This window comes from Pseudonocardia nigra, from assembly GCF_019396355.1.
Lineage (GTDB): Bacteria > Actinomycetota > Actinomycetes > Mycobacteriales > Pseudonocardiaceae > Pseudonocardia > Pseudonocardia nigra.
The window spans coordinates 24,310-37,803 of record NZ_JAHKRK010000055.1 but is presented as its reverse complement, the minus strand read 5'-3'; the positions used below and the strand labels follow the sequence as shown (position 1 = coordinate 37,803).

Here is a 13,494-nt window from a genome sequence, read left to right as displayed (position 1 = left end):
CACTTGGGCGTGCACATCCCCGGTCCGCCGTGCACATGGCCCGACATGTGCACGGCGCCCGCGCGGTGTGCACGGCCTGGATCCCGCTCTTGCTCCCGTTGAGTCCTGGAGGCCACCGTGCCGCGCTACGTCTACGACTTCCACGAAGGTAACCGCGACCAGAAGGAGCTGCTCGGCGGCAAGGGCGCGAACCTGGCCGAGATGACCAACCTCGGTCTGCCGGTGCCGCCCGGCTTCACGATCACGACCGAGGCCTGCCGCGCGTACCTCGCGCACGGTGCGGAGCCCGCCGGGCTGCGCGCCGAGGTCGACGCCCACCTGGCCGCGCTGGAACGGCGGATGGGGCGCACGCTGGGCCAGAGCGACGACCCGCTGCTGGTCAGCGTGCGGTCCGGGGCGAAGCACTCGATGCCCGGGATGATGGAGACGGTCCTCAACGTCGGACTCAACGACGTCTCCGTGGCCGGGCTCGCCGCGCAGGCGGGCGACGCGCGGTTCGCCTGGGACTCCTACCGCCGGCTGCTGCAGATGTTCGGCCGCACCGTGCTCGGCGTCGACGCCGAGCACTTCGAGCACGCCCTCGACGAGCTCATCCGGAGCCGCGGGGTGGGCGGCGACACCGAGCTGAGCGCGGCCGACCTGCAGGAGCTCGTCGCCACCTTCCAGGCGATCGTGCGCGAGCACACCGGGCGGGACTTCCCGCAGGACCCGCGCGAGCAGCTGGACCTGGCCGTCCGCGCGGTCTTCACCTCCTGGACCGCGGACCGCGCGGTGCGCTACCGGCGCCAGGAACGCATCCCGGACGACCTCGGCACGGCCGTCAACGTCGTGGCGATGGTCTTCGGCAACCTGGGCCCCGACTCGGGCACCGGGGTGGCGTTCACCCGCGACCCGGCGTCCGGGCAGTCCGGGATCTACGGCGACTACCTGCCGAACGCGCAGGGCGAGGACGTCGTCGCGGGCATCCGCAACACGCTCTCGCTGACCGAGCTCGAACGCCTGGACAAGGCCTGCTACGACGAGCTGCTGACCGTGATGAACCGGCTCGAGACGCACTACCGGGACCTGTGCGACATCGAGTTCACCATCGAGCGCGGCCGGCTGTGGATCCTGCAGACCCGCGTCGGCAAGCGCACGGCAGGCGCGGCCTTCCGCATCGCCTGCCAGCTCGTCGACGAAGGGCTGATCGACCTGCCGGAGGCGCTGCGCCGGGTCACCGGCCACCAGCTCGCGCAGCTGATGTTCCCGAAGTTCGACGAGCGGGCCGCGCGCGCCGCCGCGGCGGCCCCCGCCGACGCCGCGACCCAGCTGCTCAGCCGGGGCGTCGGGGCGAGCCCGGGCGCCGCCGTCGGGGTGGCGGTCTTCGACTCCGCCGCCGCGGTGGCCCGCGCGGCCGCGGGCCAGGACGTGATCCTGGTGCGCCGCGAGACCAGCCCCGACGACCTCGACGGCATGATCGCGGCGCGGGGCGTACTCACCAGCCGCGGCGGCAAGACCAGCCACGCCGCCGTCGTCGCCCGCGGGATGGGCACGACGTGCGTGTGCGGCGCCGAGAGCCTCGAGGTCGACGCCGTCGCCCGCACGTTGAGGACATCGGACGGCATCGTGGTCGGCGAGGGCGACGTGCTCTCGATCGACGGCACCACCGGCGAGGTCTTCACCGGCGCGATCCCGGTGGCCGCCTCCCCCGTGGTGCAGTACTTCGAGGGCACGCTCGACGCGGACGCCCCCCAGGCCGACGACCTGGTGCGGGCCGTCCACCGGCTGATCACCTTCGCCGACGCGGTGAGCGCGCTGCACGTGCGCGCCAACGCCGACACCGCCGAGGACGCCGTGCGGGCGCGCCGGTTCGGGGCCCGCGGCATCGGGCTGTGCCGCACCGAGCACATGTTCCTCGGGGAACGCCGCCGGCACATCGAGCGGCTGGTGATCGCCGAGGACGAGGCCGCCCAGCAGGAGTCGCTCGCCGCGCTGCTGCCGCTGCAGCGGGCGGACTTCGAGCAGATCCTCGCCGCGATGGACGGGCTCCCGGTCACGGTGCGGCTGCTCGACCCGCCGCTGCACGAGTTCCTCCCGGACCTCACCGAGCTGTCGGTCCGGGTGGCGGTCGCCGAGATCACCGGCGAGGTGGACGAGCCGGACCGGCGGATGCTCGAGGCCGTGCGCCGCCTGCACGAGCGCAACCCCATGCTCGGGCTGCGCGGGGTGCGGCTCGGCCTGGTGGTGCCGGGGTTGTTCGTCATGCAGATCCGGGCGATCGCCGAGGCCGCGGCCGCGCGGATCCTCGCCGGCGGCGATCCGCACGTCGAGATCATGATCCCGCTGGTCGGCAGCGTGCAGGAGCTCGAGCTGGTCCGGGCCGACGGCGAGCGGGCGATCGCCGAGGTCGCCGGCCGGTACGGCATGGCGATCGACCACCTCATCGGCACGATGGTGGAGCTGCCCCGCGCCGCCCTCGTCGCGGGCGAGCTCGCCGCGTCCGCGGAGTTCTTCTCCTTCGGCACCAACGACCTCACGCAGATGACGTGGGGCTTCAGCCGCGACGACGCCGAGGCCGCGTTCTTCTCGCTCTACCTCGAGAAGGGGATCTTCGGGGTCTCGCCGTTCGAGTCGCTCGACGTGGCCGGCGTCGGCAGGCTCGTCCGGCTGGCCGCCGCGGAGGGGCGGCAGGCGCGCCCGGGGCTCAAGCTCGGCGTGTGCGGCGAGCACGCCGCCGACCCCGACTCGGTGCACTTCTTCCACGCGGCGGGCCTGGACTACGTCTCGTGCTCGCCGTTCCGGGTGCCGGTGGCCCGGTTGGAGGCGGGCCGGGCCGCGCTGCTCGCCCCGCAGATCGAGGAGAGCGTGGACGCGGGCCTCACCCGCGCCGACGTCGAGGCCGTGGTGTGACCGGCGCGGTGGGCGTGCGCCCGGCAGGCGTGGACGTCGCGCTGCGGGCCGGGCACCCCCTCGTGTGCGGGATCCTCAACGTCACACCGGACTCCTTCTCCGACGGCGGGCGGTATCTCGACCCGGCCGTCGCGGTCGCACACGGCAGGCGCCTGGCCGCCGAGGGCGCCGACCTGATCGACGTGGGCGGCGAGTCGACCCGCCCCGGCTCCCGGCCGCCCACCGTCGACGAGGAGCTGGACCGCGTGATCCCCGTGGTCGAGGCGCTCGCGGCATGCACCGGCGTGCCGGTGTCGGCCGACACCTCCCGGCCGGAGGTGATGCGGGAGGCGGTCCGGGCCGGGGCGAGCATGATCAACGACGTGCGGGCGCTGCGGGAGCCGGGCGCGCTCGCGGCCACCGCGGAACTCGGCGTGCCGGTGTGCCTGATGCACATGCAGCACGAGCCGCGCACGATGCAGGACGCCCCGCGCTACCGCGACGTCGTCACTGAGGTGCGCGGCTTCCTGGACGACCGGCTGCGCGCGTGCGAGCGCGCCGGCCTCCCCCGGCGCCTGCTGCTGGTCGATCCCGGCTTCGGGTTCGGCAAGTCCCTGGACCACAACCTCGCGCTGCTCGCCCGGCTGCGGGACCTCACCGCGCTCGGGGTCCCGGTCATGGTCGGGCTGTCCCGGAAGTCCATGATCGGCGCGGTCACCGGCCGGGCGGTCGAGCACCGCCTGCCGGGGTCGGTCGCCGCCGCGGTACTGGCCGCCCAGAACGGGGCGAACGTCCTGCGCGTCCACGACGTCGCCGCCACCCGGGACGCCCTGGCCGTGGTTGCCGCCACCGCCGGTTTCTGACCCGGAGGCACCCTTGACCGGCTTCACCAGCTCACATACCATTTTGCCTCAGTTGATATATCAGTTCCTCGCGACTCATACGACACCTTGGGCCCTCCCATCGCTGCGGAGCACACCATGACGATCAGCGCCTTCGACCTGTTCAAGGTGGGCATCGGCCCGTCCAGCTCGCACACCGTCGGGCCGATGCGCGCCGCGCACTCGTTCGCGTCGCGGCTGGACGCGGAGGGGCTGCTCGCCCGCACCGCCGGGGTGCGCGCCGAGCTGTTCGGCTCGCTCGGGGCCACCGGTCACGGGCACGGGAGCGTGAAGGCCGTCGTCCTCGGGCTGGAGGGTGAGCAGCCCGACCTGGTGGACCCGGCGGCCGCGGAGCCCCGGGTCACCGCCGTCCGCACCGACTGTGAGCTGCTCCTGGGCGGCAAGCGGTCGATCGCGTTCTCGGTGGACGACGACGTCGTGCTGCACCGGCGCAAGCGGCTGCCGTTCCACACCAACGGCATGCTCTTCCGGGCGCTCGACGCCGACGGCGCAGAGCTGCTGACCCGCGAGTACTACTCGGTGGGCGGCGGTTTCGTCCTCGACGAGGACGACGCCGGGCGCCCGGTGCTCGTCGAGGATCCGACGCCGGTGCGCTACCCGTTCAGCAGCGGCGAGGAGCTGCTGCGGCGCACCCGGGAGACCGGCCTGCGGATCAGCGACGTCATGCTCGCCAACGAGCTGGCCTGGCGCACCGAGGAGGAGGTCCGCTCCGGGCTGCTGCACATCTGGTCGGTGATGCAGGAGTGCGTGCAGCGCGGCACGCAGGCCACGGGCGTGCTCCCGGGCGGGCTGAAGGTGCGCAGGCGCGCAGCCGCCCTGCGCGACCGGCTCGAGGCCGCGAGCGACGAGCAGGACGCGCTGCGCGCCGTGGACTGGGTCACCCTCTACGCGCTGGCCGTCAACGAGGAGAACGCCGCGGGCGGCCGCGTCGTCACCGCCCCGACGAACGGGGCCGCCGGGATCATCCCCGCCGTCCTGCACTACTACCGGCGCTTCGTCGACTCGTTCTCAGACGACGGGGTGGTCCGGTTCCTGCTCACCGCCGCGGCGGTCGGGCTGCTGTTCAAGGAGAACGCCTCGATCTCCGGTGCCGAGGTCGGCTGCCAGGGCGAGGTGGGGTCGGCGTGCTCGATGGCCGCGGCCGGGCTCGCCGAGGTGCTGGGGGCCACCCCGGAGCAGGTCGAGAACGCCGCCGAGATCGGCATCGAGCACAACCTCGGGCTCACCTGCGACCCGGTCGGCGGCCTGGTGCAGATCCCGTGCATCGAACGCAACGCGGTGGGCGCCATCAAGGCGATCACGGCGGCCCGGATGGCCGTCCGCGGCGACGGGCAGCACCACGTCACCCTCGACAAAGCGATCAAGACGATGCGCGAGACCGGGGCGGACATGAAGGACAAGTACAAGGAGACCGCCCGCGGTGGTCTCGCCCTCAACGTCGTCGAGTGCTGACGCAAGAAGGACTAGGAGCCACCGTGACGAGCACCTTCACCCTGACCCTGAGCTGCCCGGAGCGTCCCGGCATCGTGCACGCGGTCAGCACCTTCCTCTTCGAGCAGGGCTGCGACATCGTCGAGCACCAGCAGTTCGACGACCCGGTGCGCGGCTCGCTGTTCCTGCGCACCGCGTTCATCACGGCCGAGGAGGTCGACGCCGAGCGGCTGTCGGCCGCGTTCGAGCCGGTGGCCGACCGGTTCGGGATGACGTTCAGCCTCACCGGCGACAGCCCGCAGCGGGTGCTGGTGATGGTGTCGAAGTTCGGGCACTGCCTGAACGACCTCATCTTCCGGTGGCGGGCCGGGAGCCTCGGCGCGGAGCTCGTCGCCGTCGTCTCCAACCATGAGGACCTGCGCCCGATGGCCGAGGCCGCCGGCCTGCCCTACATCCACGTGCCGGTCACGCCCACCACCAAGCCGCAGGCCGAGCAGCGCCTGCTCGAGCTCGTCGACGAGTACCGGGCCGACCTCGTGGTGCTGGCGCGCTACATGCAGGTGCTCTCCGACGGCCTGTGTCGCACGCTGCACGGGCGCGCGATCAACATCCACCACTCGTTCCTGCCCGGCTTCAAGGGCGCGAAGCCCTACCACCAGGCGTTCGACCGTGGCGTGAAGCTCGTCGGGGCCACGGCGCACTACGTGACGCCCGACCTCGACGAGGGCCCGATCATCGAGCAGGAGGTGATCCGGATCGACCACACCTTCGACGCCCGGGCCCTCTCGACGGTCGGCCGCGACGCCGAGGCCCTCGCCCTGTCCCGCGCGGTGCGCTGGCACTGCGAGCGCCGGGTGCTGCTCAACGACCGCAGCACGGTGGTCTTCCGCTGACGCTCATGCACCCCTTCTCGGCTCGCCGTGCACACTTCGGCGGCACCGTGCACACGTCGGGGCGTATGCACGGTGGCGCCGCGGTGTGCACGGTAGCTCAGGACAGCAGGCCGGCCAGGCGCGCCAGGACCAGGGCGGCGTGGACGCCCAGGCGCGCCTCGCCCTCGCCGACGTCGGTGCCGAGCAGCTCGCGGGCGCGGCCGAGGCGGTAGTAGAGCGTGGTGCGGTGGATGTTCAGGGCCGCGGCGGCGGACTGGGCGCTGCCGCCGTGGTCGAGGTAGGTGAGGAGGGTGGCGGCGACCGAGTCGCGCCCGCCGTCGAGGAGCCGGCTCGCGCCGGGGTGCACGAGGTCGACGCCGTGGACGTCCCACGGCACGCTCGCGAACATGCGCAGGTGGCCGAGGTCGTCCCACGCCGCCATCCCCTGCCGCTCGGGTAGCCGGTCGGCGATCCGCGCCGCGTAGGACGCGTGCTCGAGGGAGCCGAGCACGTCCTGCGCCCCGATGACGGCGCTCCCGAGCCCGATCCCGCCCAGCTCGGCCCCGGAACGTGCCGCCGACGCGCGGAGCGCGCTCCCCCACCGGCGCCGGGCCGCGGCGTCGCCGACCCGGACCGGCGCCAGCGCCACCAGCCGCCCGTCCCTCGCGGCGCCCATCGGCGCGTCGGGGCCCATGGCCTGCCGGGCGTCGGCCAGCAGGAGCCGGACCGCCTCGTCGACGCGGTCGCCCCGGACGCCCGCCGTGACGGCGACGATCGCCGCGTCGGCCGGCAGCTCCCGGCGCAGCAGCAGCTGCTCCAGCACCCCGCGACGGCGCGCCAGGTCGGGGTCGAGCAGGGCCAGGAGCATCGCGGACTCCTCCGCCACCGCGTGGTCGACGACCTGCCGTCGCCGCCACAGCAGCTGCCCGAGCCGGGCCGCGGTGGCCTGGACCTCGGTCAGCTCGGCGGCGCCGACGGGGGGCTCGGCGTCGATCAGCCAGATGTGCCCGAGGAGCCAGCCGTGCTGCCGCACCGGAACCACCAGGCGCGGCAGGAGCTCCAGCCCGGGGTTGCCGTCGATGCGGACCGGTCCGGCGGCGGCGTCCAGGCGCGCCCCGGCGAAGTGGCGAATCAGTGCCGGGTCGGTGCGGCGGCTGAGCAGGGACGCGACGCGCGCCGGGTCGACGACGCCGTAGTGCGCGCTCACCGCGAGCGGGCGGAACCCCGGCTCCTCGACGCACACCGAGCGCCCGAGCCGTGCCGCGAGATCGTCGACGGCGGTCTGCACCTCGTCCATTTCGACAACCGTAGCAATGGCTCACGATGATTCGCTACAGCTGTGCGCAGCGCTTCCGCGAACCCGGCCCTTATCGTCGCGAGAACGCCGAATCCGGAGGTATTCCATGACGCTGTCCCCGTTGTCCCGTTCGGCCCTCGCCCCCACGCTCCCCGGCCACTACTACACCGATCCGGACGTCTTCGCGCTCGAACAAGAGAGGATCTTCGGACGCCAATGGGTGTACGTCGGGCGCGCGGCCGACCTCGCCCGCCCGGGGCAGTTCCTGCGGGCCGACGTCGGCACCGAGAACGTCATCGTCGTGGCCGGCGCGGACGGCCGCCTGCGCGGCTTCCTGAACGTCTGCCGGCACCGGGGCGCGACGCTCTGCGTCGAGGACGGCGGGAACGTCGGCAAGGCGCTGCGGTGCCCGTACCACGCCTGGACGTACCGACTGGACGGCTCGCTGGTCACCACCCCGAACTGGCGGGCGATCGAGCACATCGACCGCGCGGAGTACTCGCTGCACCCGGTCGCGGTCGACGTGTGGGAGGGCCTGGTGTGGGTGAACCTGTCGCCCGATCCGGCGCCGTTGACCGACCAGGTCCGGCCGCAGATCGAATACCGCCTGGGCGACTACGAACAGTTCGCCCGGTACGATCTCGGCGAGCTCGCCGTGGGCGGGCGGAAGGAGTACGTCTGCGCGGCGAACTGGAAGCTGATCTTCGAGAACTTCCAGGAGTGCTACCACTGCGGCACCATTCACCCGGAACTGTGCGACACCATTCCCCGGTTCGCCGACCCGGCCACGTTCACCCAGGGCTACGACGCGGGCGGATACGAGTTCGCGGACGACCACCCGGGCTTCACGCTCTCCGGTTCGGTGAGCATTCCCCGCCTTCCCCGGCTGACCGACGACGACGACCGCCGCTACTTCGGAATGGTCGTCCGGCCCAACGCGTTCCTCTCGCTCACGCCCGACCACGTCATCGTCCACCGGTTCGTCCCGACCGCCCCCGACCGCACCACGGTCGTCTGCGAGTGGCTCTTCCACCCCGACGTCCTGGCGGCGGGCATCGACGTCACCGACTCCGTCGAACTGTTCCATCGCGTGAACGAGCAGGACCTGGGCGCCTGCGAGATCACCCAGCCGAACATGACCTCCCGGGCCTACCGGGACGGCGGCGTGCTCGTGCCGGCCGAGGAGGTCCTGATCACCCGGTTCCGGGAGTGGGTCCTCGCGTCGCTGGAGCAGGCGTGACCAGGGCACGGATCGCGGCGCTCGCCACGGCGGCCCTCGCCACCGTGGCGCTGACCGGCGCCTGCAGCGGCACGGAGTCGGCCGGCTTCGGACGCGCGGCCGAAGGCGACCATGTCGCCCGGTTCGTCCAGCAGCCCTGGGGGGATCTGCTCGTCGAGACGGAGATCGCCCGGCAGGTGCTGACGACGCTCGGGTACGCCACGAGTGTGCAGGAGGTCGCCGTTCCGCTGGCCGCACAAGCCCTGGCCACCGGACAGGCCGACATCTATCTCGGGAACTGGTGGCCGAGCCAGCAGGACGTCTACACGCCGTACCTGGACGCCGGAACGGTGGAGGTCGCCGGAACGGTGCTGGAGGGCACGCAGTTCTCCCCCGCGGTTCCCACCTCTGTCGCCGAGAGCCTGGGAATCACATCGTTCGCGGATCTCGACGAGCACGCCGACGCCTTCGGCCGGAAGATCTACGGAATCGAGCCGGGCACCCCCGGAAACGAGACGATCAACAAGGCGATCGAGCAGGACGCCTACGGACTCGGGGACTGGGAACTGGTGGTGAGCAGCACCGAGGGAATGCTCGCCGAAGTGTCCCGGCGAGTGGCGCGCGACGAGCCCGTCGTGTTCCTGGCCTGGAGCCCGCATTGGATGACCACGGAGTTCGACCTGCATTTCCTCGAGGACCCCGAGGAGGTGTGGCCGGGCGCCGGGCAGGTCCGGTCCGTGACGCGCTCGGAGCTCGCGGAGACCGACGCGAACCTGGCGCGCTTCATTGCGCAGATCAGGTTCGACACGACGAGCGCGTCCGACTTCATCCGGGCCATCGACAAGGACCGGAAGCCGGCCGAGGCGGTGGCCCTCGAGTGGATGCGCGCGCACCCGGACCGCCTCGAGGAGTGGCTCGAGGGCGTCACCTCGGTGAGCGGGGAACCGGCGGCCGATGTCGTCCTGGCCCGGGTCGGCGGCTGACCCCATGCCGGCCCCGGCCGGGCGTCCGGGCCCGGCACGGGGCGCTCCCATAGAGTGGGTCTATCGGCCGGATCGAAAACCGGTCTCGCCCCGGCCGCAGGCGTCGTTGACCGGGTCGCGAGAAGCGTGTGATCCTACACTTCTCCGGTCGAGGACCAGGAATTTTCGCTTCCCAGCGTCCTCGGCATTTCATCCGTCAATCCGGACGAACTCCCGTTGCATCAGTCGTCGAGGAGAGGGAATCACCGTGGACAGCTTCACAGCGGGCCGGCACATCCTGCCGGAGCCGGAGCGGGCGCAGAACGTGGTGACGGCCATCGGCATCGACGATCAGACGGCCGCGTTCGAGCCGGTGCGCCCCATCCAGCCGCCGGCGGATGCGCCCAACGTCGTGATCGTGCTGATGGACGACCTCGGCTTCGGCACCTCGAGCTCGTTCGGCGGCCCGTGCCGGATGCCCGCCGCCGAGCGGCTGGCCGACGACGGCCTGCGCTACACCCGCTTCCACGTGACCGCGCTCTGCTCGCCGACCCGGCAGGCCATGCTGACCGGACGCAACCACCACTCGGTGGGCATGGGCGGCACCACCGAGATGGCCACGTCCGCGCCCGGCTACAACGGGTTCCGGCCGCGCAGCGCGGCGACGATCGCGCAGATCCTGCAGGGCAACGGCTACAGCACCGCCGCGTTCGGGAAGTGGCACCAGACCCCGCCGCGGGAGATCAGCGCGGTGGGCCCGTTCGAGCGCTGGCCCACCGGGGAGGGCTTCGACACCTTCTACGGGTTCATGGGCGCGGAGATGAACCACTGGTACCCGCTGCTGTACCAGGGCACCACGCCCGTCGAGCCGGAGAAGCGGCCCGAGGACGGCTACCACCTGTCCGAGGACCTGGTGGACCACGCCATCGACTGGGTGCGCACGCAGCGGACGCTGACCCCGGACCGCCCGTTCTTCACCTACCTCGCGTTCGGGGCCTCGCACGCCCCGCTGCACGTCGCGCCGGAGTGGCAGCAGAAGTACCGGGGCAGCTTCGACCACGGCTGGGACCGTCAGCGCGAGCTCACCCTCGCGCGGCAGAAGGAGCTCGGCGTCGTCCCGGACGACGCGGAGCTCGCCCCGTGGGCCGAGGGGGTGCCGCACTGGGACGAGCTCAGCGAGAACCAGCGCGCGCTCGCCGTCCGGTTCATGGAGACCTTCGCCGGGTTCACCGAGCACGCCGACGCCCAGGTCGCCCGGTTCGTCGCCGCGCTCGAGGAGCTCGGCGAGCTGGACAACACGCTGTTCATCTATCTGCTCGGCGACAACGGCGCGTCCGGTGAGGGCGGCATCGAGGGCACGGTGGTGGAGCACCGGCTCGGCCACGGCATCGTCGACGATCCGGACGAGATGATCGCCGAGATCGACGCCATCGGCGACCCGAGCACCTATCCGATCGCGCCGGCCGGCTGGGCGCTCGCGCTCAACACGCCCTACCAGTGGACCAAGCAGGTGGCCTCGCACTTCGGCGGCACCCGGGACGGGCTGATCGTGCACTGGCCGCAGGGGATCGCCGAGCGCGGCGGGCTGCGCCACCAGTTCCACCACGTCATCGACGTGCTGCCCACGGTGCTCGAGTGCGCCGGCATCCCGGAGCCGACGAGCGTCAACGGGGTGTCCCAGCAGCCGGTCGAGGGCACCAGCATGCGCTACACCTTCGCGGACGCTGCGGCCCGCGACCGGCGCCGCACCCAGTACTTCGAGATGTGCGGCAACCGAGGCATCTACCACGAGGGGTGGATGGCCGTCACCCGGCACGGCACGCCGTGGGAGATGATCCCGACGGCCGGCAAGCGGTTCTCCGACGACGTCTGGGAGCTCTACGACCTGGACACCGACTGGAGCCAGGCGCGCGACCTCGCATCCGAGCACCCCGACCGGCTGCGGGCGCTGCAGGAGCTGTTCCTGGTCGAAGCGGCCAAGCACCAGGTCTTCCCCCTGGACAACCGGGTCACCGAGCGCGAGAACCCCACGCTGGCCGGACGCGTGGACCTGCTCGGCGCGCGGAAGTCGGTGACCTACCGCGGCGGGATGCGCCGTTTCACCGAGGAGACCACGCCGAACGTGAAGAACCGGTCGCACAGCATCGTCGCCGACGTCGAGACCGCCGAGACCGACACCGAGGGTGTGATCATCTCCCAGGGCGGCCGGTTCGGTGGGTGGTCGCTGTACTGCGCCGGCGGCTACGCCTACTACGCCTACAACTTCTTCGGGATGCAGCTCTACCGGATGCACACCCGCGCGCCGATCCCGCCGGGCCGGCACGAGATCCGCATGGACTTCCACTACGACGGCGGCGGCGTCGGCAAGGGCGGCACGGTCGTGCTCACCGTCGACGGCGAGAAGCAGGCGGAGGGGCGCGTCGAGCAGACGATCCCCTACTACTTCTCCTTCGACGAGACGCTCGACGTGGGTGTGGACCTGGGCACGCCGGTCATCGACGACTACCCGGAGGTCGACAACGCGTTCAGCGGCGTGATCCACACGGTGCGGATCGACCTCGGCGAGGAGGGCTCGGCCGAGGGTGACGGCGGCCTGCACCGGCGGGTCATGACGTCGCAGTGATCGGGCGGGTCCGGCCGGAGTCCCCGGCCGGACCCGCGCTGGGAGAATGGTGCCGTGTCCTCCGAGTGCTGTCCTGCCACCCGGCAGTCCGCCGGTGTCGTCCCGGGTGCCGCCGCCGCCGACCTGCCGGTGGGCCGCGCCGTCCGGGGCACCGGCCGGCGTCCCACGCTGAGCTCGCTGGTGGCGCTGCCCGGCGGCCGGTTCCGCATGGGCAGCGAGGACGCGGACATCAACGCAGAGGACGGGGAGGCACCGATCCGCGAGGTCGAGGTCGCGCCCTTCCGGATCGACCCGATGGCCGTCACGAACGCAAGGTTCGCGGCGTTCGTCAAGGACACCGGCTACGTCACCGAGGCCGAGCGCTTCGGCTGGTCGTTCGTGTTCCACCTGCTGATCCCGCCCGCCCTCGCCCGCACGATCACGCAGGCCGCCGCGGCCACCCCGTGGTGGCTGCCGGTGCCGGGGGCGTACTGGCGGGCGCCGGAGGGGCCCGGCTCGGACGTCGGCGCGCGGCGCAACCACCCGGTGGTGCACGTCTCCTGGAACGACGCGACGGCGTACTGCGCGTGGGCCGGCGCGCGGCTGCCCACGGAGGCGGAGTGGGAGTACGCCGCCCGCGGCGGCCTCGAGCAGGCCCGCTACCCGTGGGGCGACGAGCTCACCCCGGGCGGGCGGCACCGGTGCAACATCTGGCAGGGCCGGTTCCCCGACGTGAACACCCACGACGACGGCTACCTGGGCACGGCGCCGGTGAACACCTACGCGCCCAACGGCTACGGGCTCCACAACATGTCCGGCAACGTCTGGGAGTGGACCGCCGACACCTTCCACGGCCCGTCGGACGAGGAGCAGCAGCCCCGCGCGATGCGCGGCGGCTCCTACCTCTGCCATGCCTCGTACTGCAACCGGTACCGGGTCGCCGCGCGCACGTCGAACACCCCCGACAGCTCCGCGGGCAACATCGGGTTCCGGATCGTCGCCGACGCTGTGCAGTCGTGACCATGTGAGCCGCGCATGACGGCCGCTCGGAGGTCCTGCCTCCGGCCGTCGGCGCCCGCCTCACGCGCCACCCGGTGCGATCACACCGAACCGGCGGCCCACCCGGCGGCCGCACTCTTCCGCTCCCGTGCTTGGAGGATCCTCCACACGAAGCACCGTTCGGGTTCGACGCTTTGTCGGCGCAAGCGGTGGATGCCCCCTGGGACACCGTGCTGCGATTGCCCTTCCCCACCCCGTCCGCCGCGTCCGTCCGCTGCCGGACACGGAGCGCGGTGCTCGGAGTGGAGAGGAGGACGAGAACCGCCTCCGCGTCAACGCGAC

General features: G+C 72.4%; 9 protein-coding genes. 8 read left to right on the top strand and 1 reads right to left on the bottom strand.

Annotation, left to right across the window (positions count from 1 at the left end):
* Nucleotides 1–117 precede the first annotated feature (117 nt).
* The 4 genes from ppdK to purU all read left to right on the top strand — a co-directional run bounded on the left by ppdK (nucleotide 118) and on the right by purU (nucleotide 6,094).
* Nucleotides 118–2,889 (top strand): pyruvate, phosphate dikinase, encoded by a 2,772-nt coding sequence (gene ppdK / locus KME75_RS16280; RefSeq protein ID WP_219415670.1) that lies wholly within the window; start codon nucleotides 118–120, stop codon nucleotides 2,887–2,889.
* Nucleotides 2,886–3,731 (top strand): dihydropteroate synthase, encoded by an 846-nt coding sequence (gene folP, locus KME75_RS16275; protein WP_219415669.1) that lies wholly within the window; start codon nucleotides 2,886–2,888, stop codon nucleotides 3,729–3,731. Before ppdK ends, folP begins: the two co-directional genes overlap by 4 nt.
* Nucleotides 3,732–3,848: 117 nt before the next feature.
* On the top strand, nucleotides 3,849–5,222 hold the full coding sequence (locus KME75_RS16270; RefSeq protein WP_219415668.1) for an L-serine ammonia-lyase: 1,374 nt from the start codon (nucleotides 3,849–3,851) through the stop codon (nucleotides 5,220–5,222).
* Nucleotides 5,223–5,245: 23 nt separating this feature from the next.
* Entirely contained in the window at nucleotides 5,246–6,094 is an 849-nt protein-coding gene (gene purU, locus KME75_RS16265) for a formyltetrahydrofolate deformylase (protein WP_219415667.1), read from the top strand.
* A 97-nt stretch (nucleotides 6,095–6,191) separates the two neighbouring features.
* On the opposite strand, the gene KME75_RS16260 is transcribed toward purU, so the two are convergent.
* Nucleotides 6,192–7,370 carry a PucR family transcriptional regulator gene (locus KME75_RS16260; RefSeq protein WP_219415666.1) on the bottom strand — a complete coding sequence of 393 codons (1,179 nt, stop codon included), beginning with the start codon at nucleotides 7,368–7,370 and terminating at the stop codon, nucleotides 6,192–6,194.
* Nucleotides 7,371–7,476: 106 nt separating this feature from the next.
* Between KME75_RS16260 and KME75_RS16255 the strand changes: the two genes are divergently transcribed.
* The 4 genes from KME75_RS16255 (at nucleotide 7,477) to KME75_RS16240 (ending at nucleotide 13,173) form a co-directional block, all read left to right on the top strand.
* Nucleotides 7,477–8,610: an aromatic ring-hydroxylating oxygenase subunit alpha gene (locus KME75_RS16255; RefSeq protein WP_219415665.1), complete on the top strand. Its 1,134-nt coding sequence runs from the start codon at nucleotides 7,477–7,479 to the stop codon at nucleotides 8,608–8,610.
* The gene (locus KME75_RS16250) at nucleotides 8,607–9,572 is read left to right on the top strand and encodes an ABC transporter substrate-binding protein (protein ID WP_219415664.1); all 966 of its coding nucleotides are present in this window, start codon (nucleotides 8,607–8,609) and stop codon (nucleotides 9,570–9,572) included. The genes KME75_RS16255 and KME75_RS16250 overlap by 4 nt, the downstream gene beginning before the upstream one ends.
* A 247-nt stretch (nucleotides 9,573–9,819) precedes the next feature.
* Nucleotides 9,820–12,174, top strand: coding sequence for an arylsulfatase (locus KME75_RS16245; RefSeq protein WP_219415663.1), 2,355 nt, complete (start codon nucleotides 9,820–9,822; stop codon nucleotides 12,172–12,174).
* Between the two features lie 207 nt (nucleotides 12,175–12,381).
* Nucleotides 12,382–13,173 carry a formylglycine-generating enzyme family protein gene (locus tag KME75_RS16240; protein WP_246632202.1) on the top strand — a complete coding sequence of 264 codons (792 nt, stop codon included), beginning with the start codon at nucleotides 12,382–12,384 and terminating at the stop codon, nucleotides 13,171–13,173.
* The last annotated feature ends 321 nt before the right edge of the window (nucleotides 13,174–13,494 follow it).